This is a genomic window from Nonlabens dokdonensis DSW-6 (assembly GCF_000332115.1).
Classification (GTDB): Bacteria; Bacteroidota; Bacteroidia; order Flavobacteriales; family Flavobacteriaceae; genus Nonlabens; species Nonlabens dokdonensis.
Map to the genome: position 1 here is coordinate 638,182 of NC_020156.1, position 19,128 is coordinate 657,309.

Here is a 19,128-nt window from a genome sequence, read left to right on the forward strand (position 1 = left end):
TTCGACTACATAATCGTTAACTTTGTAATATGGAATCAGTAAAAACATCAGTCGCGCCACCTAAAGGAAAACCAAAATGGTTGCGTGTAAAATTGCCCGTAGGTCAAAAATATAAAGAGCTAAGAAGCACCGTAGAGAAATACGACCTTCATACGATTTGTACTTCTGGTAGCTGTCCTAATATGGGAGAATGCTGGACTGAAGGAACAGCAACCTTTATGATTTTAGGTAATACTTGTACGAGATCTTGTGGCTTTTGTGGAGTAAAAACTGGTCGTCCAGATACAGTGGACTGGGCAGAGCCTGAAAAAGTAGCCCGTTCCATCAAATTAATGGGTATTAAACATGCTGTAATTACTAGTGTAGATCGAGACGACTTGAAAGATATGGGTTCCATAATCTGGAAAGAGACCGTTGCTGCCATAAGACGCATGAATCCAGAAACAACTCTTGAAACTCTTATTCCAGACTTTCAAGGAAATACAAGGAATATAGACCGTATTGTAGAGGCAAATCCAGAGGTAGTTTCTCATAATATGGAAACGGTACGTCGCCTGACTCGCGAGGTGCGCATTCAAGCAAAATATGACACGAGTCTAGAGGTTCTTAGGTATCTTAAACAACAAGGCATTAACAGAACAAAATCTGGAATTATGCTAGGTTTAGGTGAACTTGAAGAAGAGGTATTACAAACTATGCGTGACTTACGTGACAATAATGTAGATGTGGTTACCATAGGTCAATATCTACAACCTTCTAAAAAACATTTGCCGGTTAAAGAATTTATAACACCAGAGCAATTTAAAAAATATGAAGTTGCTGGACTAGAAATGGGCTTCAGACATGTAGAAAGTGGTGCGTTAGTAAGAAGTTCTTACAAGGCACACAAGCATATTTTGTAATCATCGTTTTCCTTATAGCTGTAATCCAATATTCACACTTTTAATTAAGTAGATCAATTTCTAAGATAAATGATTAAAGTAGCCATTAACGGATTCGGTCGTATAGGACGTACTTTTTTAAGAACGGTTTATGACGATCCACAAATTGAAGTAGTTGCGATTAACGACCTTGCTTCTAATGAAGTCATGGCTCACCTTCTTAAATACGATTCTATTCACGGCGTTCTCGATGCAGAGGTAACTTATGATAAGGAATCTATAAGCCTTAATGGCCATTCCATTTTATTTACACATCACGATAAGTTAGAAAATTTACAATGGAACGATGTGGATTTTGTAATAGAATCTACCGGTAAATTTAAAACCAGAGCCCAGTTGCAAAAGCACCTAACTGCAGGTGCAAAAAAAGTCATATTAAGTGCTCCACCCATTGAAGATGATATTAAAACTGTTGTTTTAGGTGTAAATGAGCACATTCTTCAAGAGGAAGATTTAATTTTTTCAAATGCCAGTTGTACCACTAATAATGCAGCACCACTTATAAAAGTTATGCAAGAGCTTTGTGGTGTAGAACAAGCTTATATCACAACGGTTCATAGTTATACCACAGATCAAAGCTTACACGATCAGCCACATCGTGATTTACGTAGAGCGCGTGCGGCAGGACAGTCCATCGTTCCTACAACTACTGGTGCTGCAAAAGCACTTACTAAAATATTTCCAGAGCTTAGTGACGTTATAGGCGGCTGCGGGATAAGAGTTCCTGTTCCTAACGGTAGTCTTACTGACATGACCATAAACGTAAAAAAAGATATAAGTATTGAAGAGGTGAATGATGCTTTTCTCGCTTTCGCGAAAGCGAATCCAAAAATATTTTCCTACACAAATACACCATTAGTTTCCATAGATATTTCTGGTAGTCCTTACTCTTGTATTTATGATGCTGAAATGACGAGTGTCATAGGCAAAATGGTAAAAATTATAGGCTGGTATGATAACGAAAGTGGCTATTCAAATCGTCTTAAAGATATGGTCATTTATGCTAGTAGGTTAAATAAAACTAAAAGTTTATCCTAAAAACATCGATTAAAAGCACTTATGATTGGATTATGGTTGTTATTTAGCCATTTTTAATTTACAAAAGATATATTTGTTTATCAAGAATAAAATGTGTCTTTAAGACTGTTACATAATATATTACTACTTTTTTTACTGTCAGGAGTTCTCCATAATTCCTACGGTCAAAACGATACTGTCTCTACTTCGAGCCAGAAAATTGCCGTTAATGCAATCTTAGAAAAGGCTCAAGCTGCTTTACAAAGCGCCGATTATGAAGAAGCAAATCTTTTATTAAATAGTGCGACAGAAATTGCGAAAGATTCTGCTATCTATGCAGAAGCTCAGATGGTAAGGATATCCTACTATCAAAATACGAGACAAATAAAATATGCTGAAAACGCTATTGAGGAGCTAACTTCCTATTTAGATAAAAGTTCCACAAATTATGCGCAACTCTTATTACTACAGGCCGATTTATTAATACAAACGGATGAACTTATTCAGGCAAAGGATGCCATATCTGATGCTCAAATTATCCTCGCTCAGTCTCCTGATAAAGATTTAAGTGTTCTTTTAAAACTGCGTCAAGCAGAATTAGATCTTAAAATTGAAAATTACAATACAGCACAAGAAGCATTGAATGGATTGATTCCTATCTTTTTAGAAAAAAGTCAATTTTTCTACGCCGCAAGAGCGCAATTAGATTTGTCCCACATTTATTTAGAGAATGAAAACTATGATAAAGCAAATTCCATTCTTACAGAGTGCATTGCTTTAGCTGAAAAATATAATTTCAATCTAATTCTTAAAGAAGCTTATTTGAGATACTCTCAAGTTCTTAAAATAAATCAAGAATTTGAACAAAGTGTTATCTATCTTGAGAAGTACACTGATTTAATAGGAACGGAAAACTCTTCCTTAACAAGTACGGCAAGTATAATTGAGATTGATAAACTTAAAAAAGAAAATAAAGCTTTACTTGATTCTAATACTGAAAAGACTAAAGAGTTAAGAGGAGTTGATACCAGCTACATATTACTTTGTGTATTTATTACATTGCTTTCATTACTTACCTTGTCGCTATTTAAAAACAATAAATTAAGAGCAAAAAGTAATAATGTTTTAGAGAATAAAAATTCAGCTCTTATTGATGAAAGAGATAGAGCTCAAGATGCAGCAAAAATTAAAGCTGATTTCCTCTCTACAATTACACACGAGCTAAGAACACCTTTATATGCTGTTACTGGTTTGACTCACTTATTGCTAGATACTAAACCTAGAAATGATCAAAAAGAACATTTAGAGACATTACAATCTTCTGGTGAATACTTGCTTTCATTGATTGATAACATCCTAGATTTTAACAAGCTAGAAGCAAATAAAGTAGAGCTTGAGGCAATTCCATTTGACCTAAGTAAACGAGTTCATGACATAGGTTCATCGCTTAAAGGACAAGCCACAGATCAAAACAACAAGTTACATATTCAGTACGACAACTCGATTCCTTCCAGGCTTCAAGGTGATCCTGTAAAAGTTTCTCAAATCTTAATCAATCTTATAGGTAATGCAATCAAGTTTACAAAAGATGGAGATATTTATATACGAGTTAACAATAAAAGTTTAAATGCCGATAAGTGTTTAATACGTTTTGAGATAGAGGATAATGGTAAAGGAATTTCTGAGGAAAAGCAACAAGCTATTTTTGAAAACTTTACTCAAGAAGGAAGCAGTACCACAAGAGAATATGGAGGTACTGGTCTAGGTCTTGCCATTGTTAAAAACCTCGTGACATTAATGGGCAGTGAAGTTATTTTAAATAGTGAAGTAGGAAGAGGTAGTAAGTTTACTTTTGAAATATGGTTTGATGTTCCAGATTCCAACAAGTTTTTTAAAGAAAACCATTTTCCAAGAAGTAAAACTGAATTAACACAGATCACTGATAATACGATCACATCGTCTGAAAATGAAATTCAAGAAACTTCACCTACTGAAGCTAACTCAAAAGAAGAGAAAGAATCAGGAAGTGATGCTACACCTCCGAAAGAAGAAGTTATAAGCACTAAGCAAGCAACACCTGCTGAACTTTCTAATAAACTCATTCTTGTTGTAGAAGACAATAAGATCAATCAAATGATTACAAGAAAAATTCTTGAATCAAAGAATTTCTCTTGTGAAGTAGCAAACAATGGACTTGAAGCAGTAGAAGCTGTTAAAACTGCTAAATATGATCTTATCCTAATGGATATTCATATGCCTATTATGGATGGTAAGGAAGCCACAAAGAAGATCAGGTCTTTTGATCCTGAGATACCTATTATCGCCCTCACAGCAGTAACCTTAAGTGAGTCTGAAAAGGACTTTTATGAGATAGGGTTTGATGATATCATCCCAAAACCTTTTAAAATAGAAGAGTTTTTTGAAAAAATTCAAAAAGCATTTACCAACTTTGAAGTTTTATAATTCTATTGACTTTCCTATAAATTTGGTTTTAATAGGTAAATAAAACACATTCTCTAGTCCATACTGTTTTAATCTTATATAATCTTTCTCAGTAGTGATAATCAATTTTTTAGTCTTGAAAAGTTCTATCTCCTCACGAGTAAAATAATGATGATCTTTAAATTTTAAATGTGCTCCATCAACAAAATTTGATAGATACCTTACAAATGTTTGGGGCTTTGCGATTCCTGTTAGTATAGTTACATCCTGATCTTCTAAAGTATTCAAAGCAAATGATTCTTGATCGTTATAAATCAAGCTATCGTATTGAATGGTAGAAAAGTATAAACTTTGTGAGGAGCTCAATTTTAATGTACTCTCAATTTCATTACGTTGTTTAAGTGACAAGTCCTCAGGACACTTTGTAACAACAACTGTTTTTGCTCTTTCAGCGCCTCTTGAAGACTCTCGTAGGTTTCCTGCTGGCAAAATGTAATCATTAACATAGAGCTTGTCATAACTTGTTAATAGTATGTAATGACTTGCTTTTACGTGTCTGTGCTGGAATGCATCGTCTAATAAAATTAGATCTAATTCATGATCACTTAGTAATCTTTCTATACCATTTACACGTTTTTCACAAACCGCACTGACTATCGCATCCTTAAATTTTATTTTAATTTGCAACGGCTCATCGCCTACTTTCTCTGGTAAATCATTTTCTGACAATTCCAGATAACCAGAAGTATTCCTCCCATAACCGCGACTTAAAACTGCTATTTTCTTTCCAGAATGAGCTCTTACTAAATACTCTATCATAGGAGTTTTTCCAGTCCCACCAATACTTAAATTCCCAACTGCTATGATTGGAATGTTAAATTCCCTTTGCTCTAGAACTCCTTTATCAAACGCCCAATTGCGTAAAGAAGTAATCCCATCGTATAAGATAGAAAAGGGATATAATAAGAGTCTTAATTCTTGCATGAGTTCAAAAGTAAGTTAATTTTACATCAGACATGAATACCGTTATTATGAAAATTAAAGATGTTATTTCTCATTTAGAATTACTCGCTCCAAGATATTACGCCGAAGATTTTGATAACACTGGGCTACTTACTGGTGATAAGTCTGATGATCTTAAGGGCATTTTGGTTACCCTGGATTGCTTAGAAAACGTAGTTGAAGAGGCTATAGAGAACAACTGCAACTTGATCGTGAGCTTTCACCCAATAATCTTTTCTGGTTTAAAACACCTTCAACCTAATGATTACGTACGTAAAGCCGTTGTAAAGGCAATTAAAAACGACATAGCCATTTATGCTACTCATACGGCACTAGATGTTGCAAAAGGTGGCGTGAGCTATAGAATGGCTCATGAAATGGAATTAGAAAACTTACACACACTAGTACCTAAATCACAACTCATTAAAAAATTAGTTACCTACGTTCCTGTTGATAAAATAGAATTGGTAAAAGAAGCGCTTTTCAATGCAGGTGCTGGGCAGCTAGGTAATTATTCAGAATGTAGCTTTACACAAAATGGAACTGGAACATTTAAAGGAAATAAAAACAGTAATCCACAATTAGGAGAAAAGCTGATTACACAAACCGTTGAAGAGAATGCTCTTTCAGTTACATTTTTACCGCATCTTGAAGCGCAAATTATGCAGGCATTGACTCATTCCCATCCTTACGAAGAGGTATCTTATGAGATTACTACCTTAGAAAACACGTATCAAAATATAGGAATGGGTGTTGTTGGACAATTAAAAGAAGAATTAAGCGTAGAAGACTTTTTAAAGAAAACGAAGTCGGTTTTTAAAACTGGCGTGGTAAGAAGTTCGCTTTCGCGAAAGCGGAACATAAAAAAAGTCGCACTATTAGGCGGTTCTGGGGCATTTGCAATAAAAAATGCACTACAATCTAGAGCTGATGCGTACATCACAGCTGACCTAAAATACCATGATTTCTTTCAAGGACAAGACATTCTTCTTTGTGATGTGGGACATTATGAAAGCGAGCAGTTTACAAAAAACATTTTACATGAATATCTTACGGAAAAATTTAGTAATTTTGCAGTCCTTTGTGCAAAAGCGCGAACAAACCCAGTTAATTATTATTAAAAGATGGCAAAAAAGACCGAGGCTACTGTAGAAGACAAGTTAAGAGAGCTTTACAATCTACAATTAATCGACTCTAGAGTAGATGAAATACGTAATGTACGTGGAGAACTACCTTTAGAAGTACAAGATCTTGAAGATGAAGTGGAAGGATTAAAAACTCGAATGTCTAAACTAGACGCTCATACTGAAGAACTTTCTCAAAAAGTTAAAGATAAAAAGAACTTAATTGAAGAGTCTAAAACTCTGATTGCTAAGTACAGTGAACAACAAAAAAATGTGCGTAATAATCGTGAATTCAATTCCCTTTCTAAAGAAATTGAATTCCAAGAGCTAGAAATAGAACTTGCCGAAAAGCACATACGTGAATTCAAAGCACAAATTGAGCAACAGAAGGAAGTAGTAGATAAGAGTAAAGAGCGCCTTGCTGACAGATCAGATCACTTAAAACACAAGAAGTCTGAACTTTCTGAGATTCTAGAAGAAACTCAAAAGGAAGAAAATGCATTGCTTAAGATGAGTGAAGATCACGCTGCTTCTATTGAGCCTAGATTGATCAAAGCTTATACACGCATTAGAACAAATGTAAAGAATGGTCTTGCAGTAGTACCTATTGAAAGAGGTGCTTCAGGAGGTTCTTACTTTACCATTCCACCACAAGTTCAAGTAGAGATTGCAAGTCGTAAAAAAATTATTACTGACGAGCACTCTGGACGTATTTTAGTAGATGCAGCTCTTGCACAAGAGCAAGTTGAAAAAATGGAAAAAGTATTTGCAAAGCTGTAATTCATAGCTTTAAATTTTAATCATTAAAATCCCGTAATCTCTAGAGATTACGGGATTTTTATTTAACCCTTTTTTAATAGCCCGCTTGATATAACCACCATATTTTTACTATCTAAATGATAAATATTAAGAGCCCATGAAATTTCTAACTTTTTTAATGATGATGCTACTCGCATCAACGTGTAACGATCAAAAACAGGAAGGAGAATCAGCTGCTAATGCAGATCCTATTCAGGTACCGGTTCAGGACGGAATGAAACGTGCCTATTTTGCGAGTGGATGTTTTTGGTGTGTAGAAGAAATATATGAAGGTGTTAAAGGAGTAAAAGAATCTATATCAGGTTATTCTGGTGGTCATACCAAAAATCCAACTTATGAAGACAGCAACACTGGTACAACTGGCCATGCAGAAGCAAACGAAATCATTTACGACCCAGAAAAAGTTTCTTATAAAACTTTAGTAGATGTATATTTTGCCTCGCAAGATATAGAACAAGTAAATGGTCAAGGACCAGATAGAGGTTCTCAATACCGAAGCATTATTTTTTATCAAAATGATGCAGAGAAAAAAATAATAGAAGATAAGATAGCTGCGCTTACTAAAGAAGGTTATGACGTAGCTGCAGAAGTGAAGCCTTTTCAAAAATTTTGGATTGCAGAAGATTATCATCAAGATTATGCAAAACTACATCCTAATCAAGGCTATATAAGAGGAGTTTCCATTCCTAGGTTTAAAAGGTTTGCAGCAAAGATGCCAGAAGTAATTAAAGAAAGTGCTCAACACTAGTTGAACGCACCGCAATAATAGCAAATGTAGACCAGCGACATAACAGTTAACACTGTAATTCCCAAGAGAGATATTGCCTTCATAAAAAACCGAGGATGATGCTCTTTTGGGAATTCCATTCTTGTAACAAGCTTGTAATTAAGTACAGCTACAATAGGTGCAAATAGAAAAGAAAGTATAGTTGCTATATCTACCAATAATAGAAAACCCTTGGGATTATTACTAAGGAAATAGCAAATAGAAAAACCTCCTAAAGCGGTGACAACTAAAGCCGATAAATACCATTTTTCACTAGCAGTTTTGCTTTTAAAAAATAAAACTTCAGTAGTACGCTTTAAAGCTCTAGAATATCCATCAAGAACTCCTATGCTCGTCCCATACATGATACAAAAAGCCGCTATTGCAATAATATAGTAAGACCATTCTCCCATAGCACTAGTAAATAAGGCAATGACCTGATTTGCAAACCCAGCACTACCAGAAACTATAACCGTATCTGTTCCATAAACAAGCATAGAGCCTAATGCTAGAAACAAAACGGCAAGCACAGCACTTATACCGTATCCTAGCGCAAATTCATTAGTAGATTCTTTTACGGTAGAGCGATATCCGCTCACTTTTTGTTTTTCTAGAGTCCAGAGACTATTCCAGGCACTTAAGTCTACCGCCGTAGGCATCCATCCCATAAGAGCTATACCAAAAGGAATCGTGCTCAAAGACCATAATTGTGGAGCTTCAAATTGTTCAGAAATGACTGTCTCTTCTTTAAAAAAAGTCATGATAAATGCAATGAGCACACAAACAATCATGGCTAGCCCTACAACTTTAATGAATTGATCTAAAAACTTATACTTTCCCAAAGCTAGAATCATAAAGCAAGAGCCTATAATCAATACAAGTGGTAGAAATGTATATACAACATCTTCAATTTGAAATAACTCTTTCATAAACACAGCTGTAACTTGAAAAACAGCAGCACTTACAAAGAATAAACTTACTATCATAACCACAAAGTAGGACCATATTGCCCATTTACCTAATCGCTTGTAACCGTCTATCAAGCTTTCATTACTTCCTGCAGCATATCTAGTCCCATATTCAAAAAATGGATACTTGAGGATGTTGATAATTATAATTGCTCCTAAAAATCCATAACCATATATCATTCCTGCCCGTGTACTTTGCACAAGATGACTGACACCTATTGCCGTACTGGCAAATAACAATCCTGGACCTAAAACTTTGAAGAATTTATTCATTTGACCAAGATAGAAAATAATAAAAGTACTTTTAAGAATCTCGCTTTCGCGAAAGCGAGATAAAAATAATCACAAAACTATAGCGATATAGTTTTGATTTAAGATTAATAATTACAGAATTGCTTGTTTATGACTGAAAAATAATTATGTTTGCTACTCTATGTTGAACAATAATAATTTCAGAACTAATAATAATCCGCCCAAAAGGTAGGTAGTCTCTGATGTATAAAAATATTCAAAAGGTCTACTTAAAAAGTAGGCCTTTTTTCATTTAAAAATATAATAGTATGTGTGGTATCGTAGGAGTTTTTCAACTCAAAAAAGAAAGTAGTGAACAAAGAGAAGCTGTTCTAGAATTATCAAAAAAAATTAGGCATCGTGGTCCAGACTGGTCTGGTATTTATTGTGGCGATAATGCCATTCTAGCTCATGAAAGGTTAACAATTGTAGATCCACAATCTGGTGGGCAACCTTTATACAGTCCAGATGGAAATATTGTACTTGCAGTAAACGGAGAAATTTACAACCATCAAGAAATACGTAGTAGGTATCCAGAATACGATTTTAAAACGAAGTCAGACTGTGAAGTGATACTTGCTTTATACCAAGATAAAGGCGTAAACTTTATGGATGAGCTTACTGGAATGTACGGTTTTGCATTATATGATAGTGTCAAGGATGTTTTCCTTTGCGCTCGAGACCATCAAGGAATTATACCTTTATACTATGGCACAGATGATATGGGACAGTTTTATGTAGCTAGTGAGCTCAAGGCACTTGAAGGAACTTGTAACGAAATAAGTCCATTCCCGCCAGGAAACTATTACTACAGTGAAGGTGGAGATTTTACTAAATGGTATGATAGAGAATGGAAAGATTATAAAACAGTAAAAGACAATTCTAGCTCTGTTGCAGACCTTAAAAAAGCAATGGAAGATTCTGTTCACAGACATTTGATGAGCGATGTACCGTATGGTGTATTACTTTCTGGTGGGCTAGACAGTTCGATAGTAAGTGCTGTGGCAAAAAAATATGCTTCAAGAAGAGTAGAATCTGGTGATCATGCAGATGCATGGTGGCCGCAGTTGCACTCATTTGCCATAGGACTAGAAGGTAGTCCCGATCTAGAAGCTGCTCAAAAAGTAGCAGATCATATAGGAACAGTTCACCATAGTGTACACTTTACTATCCAAGAAGGACTCGATGCCATTAAAGATGTAGTGTATTTTCTAGAAACTTATGATGTAACTACCATCAGAGCCTCTACACCTATGTATTTACTTGCTAGAGTTATCAAATCTATGGGAATTAAAATGGTTCTTTCTGGAGAAGGAAGCGATGAGATTTTCGGAGGTTATTTATACTTTCACAAAGCTCCTAATGCAGAAGAGTTTCACAAAGAAACAGTGCGCAAATTAGACACATTGCATTTATATGACAACTTAAGAGCAAACAAATCGCTTGCTGCGTGGGGAATTGAAGGTCGTGTGCCGTTTTTAGATAAAGAATTTATTGACGTTGCCATGAATTTAAATCCTAAAGATAAAATGTGCGGCAATGGAAAAATGGAGAAACACATCTTGCGAGAGGCCTTTGAAGATTACTTACCTAAGAGTGTTGCCTGGAGGCAAAAGGAACAGTTTAGCGATGGTGTAGGCTACAGCTGGATTGATACCTTAAAAGAAGTAGTAGAAAATGTAGTGACTGATGAAATGATGGAAGCGGCTCCTTTTAAATTTAAAATCAATCCGCCGCAAAATAAAGAGGAGTATTATTACCGTAGTATTTTCTCAGAACATTTTCCAAGTGATGCCGCTGCAAAATGTGTACCTTCTTTAAAGTCAGTAGCTTGTTCTACTCCAGTAGCATTAGAATGGGACGCTGCTTTTAAAAATATGAATGATCCTTCTGGTCGTGCAGTAAGCGGAGTGCATGATGAAGGTTATTAAAATCGTCTAAAATAGTTGCGCCTTTCAAATGGCGTGATTACTTTTGACACACAATGAAAAGAACTAATCATACATGGTGGTGGAATCATACAGCTCAACAGCCGTAAGTCGCCCGTATGTTTTTAAATAAACTCAAAAGGTCTACTTTACGGTAGACCTTTTTTCATTTATTAAATATCGAGAACAATTATATAATGGATCAAAAAAAAGATCAATATCAAGCTTTAACTAACCATCGAGTCATCCTAGCAGATACGCTAACTCCAGTTGCTATCTACAAGAGGTTGCGCGATCGTTATCCTAATAGTATTTTACTGGAAAGTAATGAATACGGACAACGCAGTAACAGCTACTCCTTTATTTGTTGTAATCCGGTAGCTTCTTTTGAGGTAAACAAAAAGGAAATTTTGTCTAGTTTTCCTGATCATCAAACCAATTCTGAAAAATTCAGTACGGCATTTGATTTGACCTCTGGATTAAACACATTTAAGAACTCGTTTGAGCAAATTGATAAAGGATTTCCTTTTCCAACTAATGGGCTTTTTGGTTATTTAAGTTATGATGCTGTTCAATTATTTGAAGATTTAGAGTTCCGCTTTCGCGAAAGCGAGACCAATAACATACCACTCGCCCATTATCAAGTCTTTCAAAACGTGCTTGTATTTGACCATTATCACAACCAGCTGTACGTTTTTGATCATCAATATGCTGATTACCCAAGTAAATTAGAAGAGATTGTAACTGTTATCAACCACCGTGATGTTGCTAATTACAGTTTTAAATGCACAGCTGAAGAAACGTCTGAAATGGAAGACGATGACTTTAGAGAACTAGTAAAAAAAGGAAAAGAACACTGTCATCGCGGTGATGTTTTTCAAATTGTGTTATCTAGAAAATTTGAACAAGCTTTTCAAGGTGATGACTTTAATGTGTACAGGCAGTTGAGAGCTATCAACCCTAGTCCATATCTGTTCTATTTTGATTACGGAAACTTTAGAATTTTTGGATCTTCGCCAGAAGCGCAGTTGTTAATTTCTGGATCTAAGGCAAGTATTCAACCCATTGCCGGAACTTATAAACGTACAGGAAATGACATCGCAGACCTTAAGGCCGCAGAAGAGCTTAAAAAAGACCCTAAAGAAGCAGCAGAACATATAATGCTAGTAGATCTTGCTAGAAATGATCTAAGTCGTCATGCAAGAGAAGTGGTTGTAGAAGATTATCAAAATATTCATTTCTATTCTCATGTAATACACATGGTAAGCAAGGTAACCGGAACAATTGATGAAAAAGATAAAATTCAATTAATAGGAGATACATTTCCTGCCGGTACTCTAAGTGGTGCACCTAAATTTAGAGCCATGCAATTAATAGACACTTATGAACAATCTTCTCGAGAATTTTACGGCGGTGCAATAGGTTATTTAGGTTTTGACGGTAATTTTAACCACGCAATTATAATTAGAAGTATATTATCCCGAGAAAATAAATTACTATTTAGAGCAGGAGCAGGCGTTGTTGTAGAGAGCAATATTGAAAATGAAACACAAGAAGTCTATCATAAAACAAATGCACTAAGAAGTGCGATTAAAAAAGCAAACTAATTCCATGAGAACAATTAAAGTAATAGTGACAATTTTGTTTATTTCTTCACTTACCTATTCCTGTCAGAAAGATAAAAAAGACTTGTTTAATGTCAAGATATCAGAAAAAGAAGGTAAACTTCAGATGAACTATTCTCCAGGTTTAGAATTTAAAATGGTTGGACTAGACAGTATGGCTATTTTACATAATGAAACAGATTATCAAAGAATGTTGTCAGGCGATATAAAAATTGCGCCTCCCATATTCAAAAGCGATGACTTCACGGTTAGAGTTTATACCAGAAGCTCTTTTGAGTCTGGATTTTTTAGACATGGATTTTTAATCAGAACTTTTACTAATGATGGAGAAATAAAAGATGAAAGAGTTCTAGCTTCTACTCTAGGCGAACTCAATTGCGAGGGAAAAGTCACAGGAGATTTAAAAATCATCAGTTTCTGTCCTGATGGCGAAAAAACAATAGCCCAAATCCAAAATGATGGAAGCATTAAACTTATTGAAAATGAGTAAAAGCATACTTCTTATAGATAATTACGACTCATTTACTTTTAATCTTGTCCACTATTTAGAAGACTTAGATGTAAATGTTACCGTAGTACGCAACGATAAAATAACGCCTGAAGAATGCGTCGGTTTTGACGCTATTGTATTATCACCAGGACCTGGAATCCCAAGTGAAGCTGGAAATCTTCTGGCTATAATTGACTTTCTTAAAGATAAAAAACCACTGCTTGGCATTTGTCTAGGTCACCAAGCCATTACTGAAGTATTCGGAGGTGAAATAATAAATCTTGATAAAGTATATCACGGGATTTCAACTCAAATGACGCATTCTGGCAACGATATTTTTAAAGAAATTGACACTAATTTTGAAGCAGGAAGGTATCATTCTTGGGCTGCTCAAAGCAGTAGCTTTCCTGAAACACTAGAAATTACTGCCACAGATGAAAATGGGCAAATCATGGCTTTGAAGCATAAAGAATTGCCTATTTACGGATTGCAATTTCATCCTGAAAGCATCATGACACCACAAGGTAAAACCATGCTCAAGAACTTTATAGACACTTTATAGAATGAAAGAGATTCTAAACGAATTATTTAATCATGGTACGCTTTCGCGAAAAGCGGCATACGACATTCTCACTGCAATTACCAGTGGTAAAGTTAACGAGGCACAAATTGCAGCGTTCTTAACAGTCTATGGAATGCGCAGCATTACTGTAGAGGAATTAGCTGGTTTTAGAGACGCCATGCTAGAGCAAGCAAATCTAATTGACCTATCAGATTTTAATCCTATAGATTTATGTGGTACTGGTGGTGATGGAAAGAATACTTTTAACATCAGCACACTAGCAAGTTTTGTAACTGCAGGAGCTGGAATACCAGTAGCAAAACACGGTAATTATGGAGTAAGCTCTGTAAGCGGTTCTTCTAATGTGATGGAGCATTTGGGGTTTGTATTTACAAATGATCATGATATTCTTAGAAAACAAATAACTGAGGCTAACATTACTTTTTTACACGCACCGCTATTTCATCCTGCAATGAAGGCTGTTGCTCCTATACGAAAACAATTAGGTGTAAAAACTTTTTTCAACATGTTGGGACCATTAGTAAATCCAGCAAAACCTAAGTTACAAAGTGTAGGCGTTTTTAATTTACAATTAGCTCGTAATTATGAATATCTTTTTCAATCAGAAACAGATAAAAAATATGCGATACTACATGCACATGAAGGATATGATGAAGTAAGTCTTACAGGAAAAGTACGCATGGCTAGAAATAATGGAGTGAGCGATTTATCTGCAAATGATTTTGGTATGGAATCATTGAAGCAGTCAGATATTTATGGAGGAGAGACTGTGGAAGATGCTGCAAAAATCTTCATGAAAGTACTAGAAAACAATGCGACCGATGCTCAAAAGAGTGTGGTGATTGCAAATGCGGCAACTGCCATTTCAGTCGCACAAGATTTAAACCTACATCAGTCGGTAATGTTGGCTAGAGAATCTTTAGAGTCTGGAAAAGCCTTAAAAAGCTTTCAGAAACTTATGGAACTCAAAGCCTAATTCAATCAATAATTCATAGTTCAATTTCGAGTTCAGGTTACCATGGAAGACATCCTAAAAAAAATAACAAATCAAACTGCTGAAGACTTAAAGGTTAGAAAAGATAAAACTTCTCTTTCTCAATTAAGAGAAATGCACTTCTACTCAAGAAAAACCTTGTCATTATATAAGGGTTTAAAAAACGGTAGCGGCATCATAGCGGAACATAAAAGACAAAGTCCGAGCAAAGGATCGTTCAATTGCCCGGCTAGTTTACAAGATGTGGTCAAAGGTTATGAAGCAGCTGGTGCTAGTGCGATAAGCTGTTTAACGGACGAGCCATTTTTTGGTGGGACATTACAAGATTTACTGGAAGCAAGAAAATCGGTTAACATTCCTATCCTGCGCAAGGACTTCATTATTGATTTATATCAAATTCATGAAGCCAAAGCCTACGGAGCAGACGCCATTCTACTCATAGCAGCTTGCTTGAATAATGAAGAATTAATAGCCATGTCGGTCGAAGCTATGAATCTAGGATTGGAAATTCTATTTGAAGTACACGATCTAGAAGAGCTCAATCGTATAAAAGAAGTGACCTCTTCAATGAACACTTCAAAATTTGTGATAGGTGTCAACAACCGAGACTTAAAGAAATTTAAAACTGATATTCAAAACAGTAAAGATTTATTACCTCATTTTCCTGAAAATGTTTTGGCCATTTCAGAAAGTGGAATTTCTGATCCACAAATAGTAAAAGAGCTTAAAAATATAGGATTTGAAGGTTTTTTAATAGGAGAAAACTTTATGAAAACAGATCAACCAGGAACTAGCTGTAAACAATTTATAAAAGCGATTCAATCATGATGATTAAGGTGTGCGGTATGCGCGACATAGAAAACATCAACCATTTACAGGAGCTAGACATAGACTTTATGGGAATTATACGATACTCAAAGTCTAAGCGATTTGTAGACGATTCTCAAAAAGAAAAAGTCGCCCAACAAACCATGAATAAAGGTACCGTAGGCGTGTATGTAAATGAATCCCTTGAAAACATTTTAAAAGATTTCATTCCATTGCAACTGGACGTTATTCAATTACATGGTGATGAGGATTCCGCTTTCGCGAAAGCGTTACTAGAAATAGATATCAAGATATTTAAAGCTTTTCAAATCACAGAAAACTTTGATTTCAATAGTTTAAAAGAATGGGAAGAGCTTGCAGCACAATATGTTGGCAAACTCTTCTTCTTATTTGATACAGCTACGCCAAATTATGGAGGTAGCGGCAAGAAATTTAACTGGTCCATTCTCGACTCTTATAAAGGAGAAGTACCCTTTTTATTGAGCGGTGGAATATCTAATAAAGATGCCTATGCCATAAAAGAATTTAAACACAAAATGTTTTTAGGTGTTGATCTCAATTCAAAATTTGAAACTGAGCCTGGTGTTAAAAACATAGAAGAAATAAAAACATTCATAGAAAAATTGAGAAAATGAGCTATCAAGTAAATGAAAAAGGATTTTATGGAGAATTCGGTGGTGCATTCATTCCAGAATTGCTCTATCCTAATATTGAAGAACTTCAGGAAAACTATCTAGCGATAGAAAAATCACCAGAATTTCAAAAAGAGTTTCATCAATTGCTTAAAGATTATGTAGGTCGCCCTACTCCATTATTTTTAGCTAAGAGATTATCTGAGAAATACGGTGCTCAAATCTGGTTGAAACGTGAAGACCTATGTCATACTGGCGCTCATAAAATTAACAACACCATAGGTCAAATTCTGCTTGCTGAAAAATTAGGTAAGAAGAGAATCATAGCAGAGACTGGCGCTGGACAACATGGTGTGGCTACAGCCACGGTCTGTGCTTTGAAAGGTCTAGAGTGTATCGTTTATATGGGCGAGAAAGACATTAAACGTCAAGCACCTAATGTCGCTCGTATGAAAATGTTGGGTGCTGAAGTTAGACCAGCAACCAGTGGTTCTAAAACCTTAAAAGACGCTACTAATGAGGCGATGCGCGACTGGATCAATAATCCAGAAGACACTCATTATATCATAGGTTCTGTAGTTGGACCGCATCCATATCCTGACATGGTGGCAAGATATCAATCTGTGATTTCTGAAGAGATTAAAAAGCAAATGGATGGTTTGCCAGATTATGTTATTGCTTGTGTAGGTGGTGGTTCTAACGCGATGGGAGCTTTTTATCACTTTTTAGATGATAAAGAAGTAAAATTAATAGGCGTTGAAGCCGCAGGATTAGGAGTTGATACCGATAAAACCGCAGCGACGCTAACTTTAGGTACGCCTGGTGTATTGCACGCAAGTCGTTCTATAATGATGCAAGATAAAGATGGACAAGTTGTAGAACCTCATAGTATTTCGGCAGGATTAGACTATCCTGGAATCGGACCAGCACATGCCTGGTTGAAAGTTTCTGACCGTGCACAATATATGGCCGTTACAGATGCTGACGCACTTATCGCTGCCGTAGAATGTAGTCGTCTTGAGGGAATTATTCCAGCGCTAGAAACGGCTCATGCATTTTCAGTGCTGAAAGATCTGGACTTAAAACCTACTGATCGAGTAGTCATCAATCTTTCTGGTCGTGGCGATAAGGATATGAATACGTATATGGAGGAGCTCGACCTATAGGTCTAGCTCTGTAAGGACGGATCGCATCCGCCAGTAACCGCGATGCATGCAATGCATCGAAAACGTATCGTAAGGGCGGATCGCATCCGCCCACCTAAGCGAATGTGATGCACAAAACAAACAGCGAATGCGATGCGCTGAAAACAGTATAAATAAATCAGTCGCAGGCAACATCTCCAAGAGATTCCTGCCTGCGCAGGAATAATATGACAAACAAACTCACAGAACTACTTAAATACAAGCCTCAAAACTTGTTGAATATATTCTTTACCGCTGGTTATCCTCATTTGGAAGACACCACTACTCTACTGACCGCACTTGAAAATGCTGACGTGGATTTAGTTGAAATCGGCATTCCGTTCAGTGATCCACTGGCAGATGGCCCAACGATTCAAGAAAGCAGTAAAATTGCCTTAGAAAATGGAATGTCTATTGAAAAGTTATTCTCTCAATTACAGAATCATACTCCTAAAGTTCCAGTTTTATTGATGGGATATTTGAATCCTGTGATGCAATATGGATTAGAGAAGTTTTGTAAAAAATGTCAAGAAACAGGTGTTGACGGCTTAATAGTTCCTGATTTACCAATGTACATTTATGAAACAGAGTTTAAGGAAGTCTTTGAGAAATATAATATCAGTAATATATTCTTAGTAACACCACAGACTTCTGAAAAACGTATTAGAGAAATTGACGATAACTCTAACGGTTTTATTTATGCGGTAAGTTCTGCAAGCACTACTGGATCTAAAGCAGACTTCTCTGCAGCGGCAGATTATCTAGGTAAACTGAAAGAAATGGATTTAAAAACTCCCATTCTCACTGGTTTCAATATTAAAAACAAGCAGAATTTTGAAGATGCTTGTAAATATGTAAATGGTGCCATTATAGGAAGTGAGTTCATCAGACAGATTACTGATGTGGAAGATATTACCGTTGCCGCCACCAGTTATATTGATAGTATTAAAAGATGATTTTATGTTCCGCTTTCGCGAAAGCGGAACTAAAATTACATCCTTAATAAGCTATATACGTCAGAGTTAATTATTGTCGCTTCCCATTTTATATAAATGGCGGTAGTGACCATCAAAAGAAGTAAAGCTACGGAAGCTATTCTTGTCATACGATCATGCGCAAAAGTTAAACTATTCTTTCCTGTTATTTTCAAAGAACCTAATATGTAAAGATTTACTTTTAAATGATAGGTAATAAAATGCAATAAGCACAGTATAAAAAGTGACGTGGTCACAATACCGATTAAAAATAGTAAGGTAGTTTGAACAGGAATTAAATAATAGCCATAATGAGCTAACTCAAAATAACTAGTTTTATATATCCATAGCGATCCTGTTGCGCCAGAAGATATTTTAAACCACCATTGTAAGTCCTTTTGATTTGGTTGAGATTTTAAATTTGTCATAATTTATGTTTTTAATTGAATTTCAATTTACAAAATTCTCAAAGTTTCTCTACAAAATTCTCAATATAACTTTACAAAATTCTCAAAGTTTC

General features: G+C 35.6%; 18 protein-coding genes. 15 read left to right on the forward strand and 3 right to left on the reverse strand.

The features are described from left to right. The first annotated feature begins 29 nt into the window (after positions 1-29). From lipA to DDD_RS18205, 3 genes are all read left to right on the forward strand, one after another. Complete coding sequence (gene lipA, locus DDD_RS02760) at positions 30-902, forward strand: lipoyl synthase (protein WP_015361209.1); 873 nt, start codon at positions 30-32, stop codon at positions 900-902. A gap of 69 nt (positions 903-971) precedes the next feature. After that, a complete protein-coding gene (gene gap, locus DDD_RS02765; RefSeq protein WP_015361210.1) occupies positions 972-1,979 on the forward strand; it encodes a type I glyceraldehyde-3-phosphate dehydrogenase in 1,008 nt (335 codons plus the stop codon). Between the two features lie 93 nt (positions 1,980-2,072). Further along, complete coding sequence (locus DDD_RS18205) at positions 2,073-4,421, forward strand: tetratricopeptide repeat-containing hybrid sensor histidine kinase/response regulator (protein ID WP_015361211.1); 2,349 nt, start codon at positions 2,073-2,075, stop codon at positions 4,419-4,421. Here DDD_RS18205 and lpxK read toward each other — a convergent pair. After that, entirely contained in the window at positions 4,416-5,384 is a 969-nt protein-coding gene (gene lpxK / locus DDD_RS02775) for a tetraacyldisaccharide 4'-kinase (RefSeq protein ID WP_015361212.1), read from the reverse strand. The genes DDD_RS18205 and lpxK overlap by 6 nt on opposite strands. Positions 5,385-5,431: 47 nt before the next feature. Between lpxK and DDD_RS02780 the strand changes: the two genes are divergently transcribed. From DDD_RS02780 to msrA, 3 genes are all read left to right on the forward strand, one after another. Continuing rightward, positions 5,432-6,523: a Nif3-like dinuclear metal center hexameric protein gene (locus DDD_RS02780; protein ID WP_041567302.1), complete on the forward strand. Its 1,092-nt coding sequence runs from the start codon at positions 5,432-5,434 to the stop codon at positions 6,521-6,523. A gap of 3 nt (positions 6,524-6,526) precedes the next feature. Beyond that, positions 6,527-7,306 (forward strand): zinc ribbon domain-containing protein, encoded by a 780-nt coding sequence (locus tag DDD_RS02785; protein ID WP_015361214.1) that lies wholly within the window; start codon positions 6,527-6,529, stop codon positions 7,304-7,306. Positions 7,307-7,442: 136 nt separating this feature from the next. After that, positions 7,443-8,093 (forward strand): peptide-methionine (S)-S-oxide reductase MsrA, encoded by a 651-nt coding sequence (gene msrA, locus DDD_RS02790; protein ID WP_015361215.1) that lies wholly within the window; start codon positions 7,443-7,445, stop codon positions 8,091-8,093. On the opposite strand, the gene DDD_RS02795 is transcribed toward msrA, so the two are convergent. Further along, positions 8,090-9,352 carry an NRAMP family divalent metal transporter gene (locus DDD_RS02795; RefSeq protein ID WP_015361216.1) on the reverse strand — a complete coding sequence of 421 codons (1,263 nt, stop codon included), beginning with the start codon at positions 9,350-9,352 and terminating at the stop codon, positions 8,090-8,092. The two genes, msrA and DDD_RS02795, sit on opposite strands and share 4 nt — an antisense overlap. A gap of 287 nt (positions 9,353-9,639) precedes the next feature. On the opposite strand from DDD_RS02795, the gene asnB reads away from it, so the two are divergent. The 9 genes from asnB to trpA all read left to right on the forward strand — a co-directional run bounded on the left by asnB (position 9,640) and on the right by trpA (position 18,590). Then, positions 9,640-11,301, forward strand: a complete 1,662-nt coding sequence (asnB, locus tag DDD_RS02800; protein WP_015361217.1) for an asparagine synthase B — start codon at positions 9,640-9,642, stop codon at positions 11,299-11,301. A 194-nt stretch (positions 11,302-11,495) separates the two neighbouring features. Then, on the forward strand, positions 11,496-12,905 hold the full coding sequence (locus DDD_RS02805; RefSeq protein ID WP_015361218.1) for an anthranilate synthase component I family protein: 1,410 nt from the start codon (positions 11,496-11,498) through the stop codon (positions 12,903-12,905). A 4-nt stretch (positions 12,906-12,909) separates the two neighbouring features. After that, positions 12,910-13,413, forward strand: a complete 504-nt coding sequence (locus DDD_RS02810) for a hypothetical protein (protein WP_015361219.1) — start codon at positions 12,910-12,912, stop codon at positions 13,411-13,413. Next, positions 13,406-13,975, forward strand: a complete 570-nt coding sequence (locus DDD_RS02815) for an anthranilate synthase component II (RefSeq protein ID WP_015361220.1) — start codon at positions 13,406-13,408, stop codon at positions 13,973-13,975. The genes DDD_RS02810 and DDD_RS02815 overlap by 8 nt, the downstream gene beginning before the upstream one ends. Position 13,976: 1 nt before the next feature. Next, complete coding sequence (gene trpD / locus DDD_RS02820; protein WP_015361221.1) at positions 13,977-14,972, forward strand: anthranilate phosphoribosyltransferase; 996 nt, start codon at positions 13,977-13,979, stop codon at positions 14,970-14,972. Between the two features lie 42 nt (positions 14,973-15,014). Further along, positions 15,015-15,818, forward strand: coding sequence for an indole-3-glycerol phosphate synthase TrpC (trpC, locus tag DDD_RS02825; RefSeq protein ID WP_015361222.1), 804 nt, complete (start codon positions 15,015-15,017; stop codon positions 15,816-15,818). 17 nt (positions 15,819-15,835) lie between these two features. Beyond that, positions 15,836-16,453 (forward strand): phosphoribosylanthranilate isomerase, encoded by a 618-nt coding sequence (locus tag DDD_RS02830; protein WP_236613390.1) that lies wholly within the window; start codon positions 15,836-15,838, stop codon positions 16,451-16,453. Beyond that, on the forward strand, positions 16,450-17,616 hold the full coding sequence (trpB, locus tag DDD_RS02835) for a tryptophan synthase subunit beta (protein ID WP_015361224.1): 1,167 nt from the start codon (positions 16,450-16,452) through the stop codon (positions 17,614-17,616). Before DDD_RS02830 ends, trpB begins: the two co-directional genes overlap by 4 nt. A gap of 206 nt (positions 17,617-17,822) precedes the next feature. Next, a complete protein-coding gene (trpA, locus tag DDD_RS02840; RefSeq protein WP_015361225.1) occupies positions 17,823-18,590 on the forward strand; it encodes a tryptophan synthase subunit alpha in 768 nt (255 codons plus the stop codon). A gap of 35 nt (positions 18,591-18,625) precedes the next feature. On the opposite strand, the gene DDD_RS02845 is transcribed toward trpA, so the two are convergent. After that, complete coding sequence (locus DDD_RS02845; protein ID WP_015361226.1) at positions 18,626-19,036, reverse strand: hypothetical protein; 411 nt, start codon at positions 19,034-19,036, stop codon at positions 18,626-18,628. Positions 19,037-19,128 lie beyond the last annotated feature (92 nt).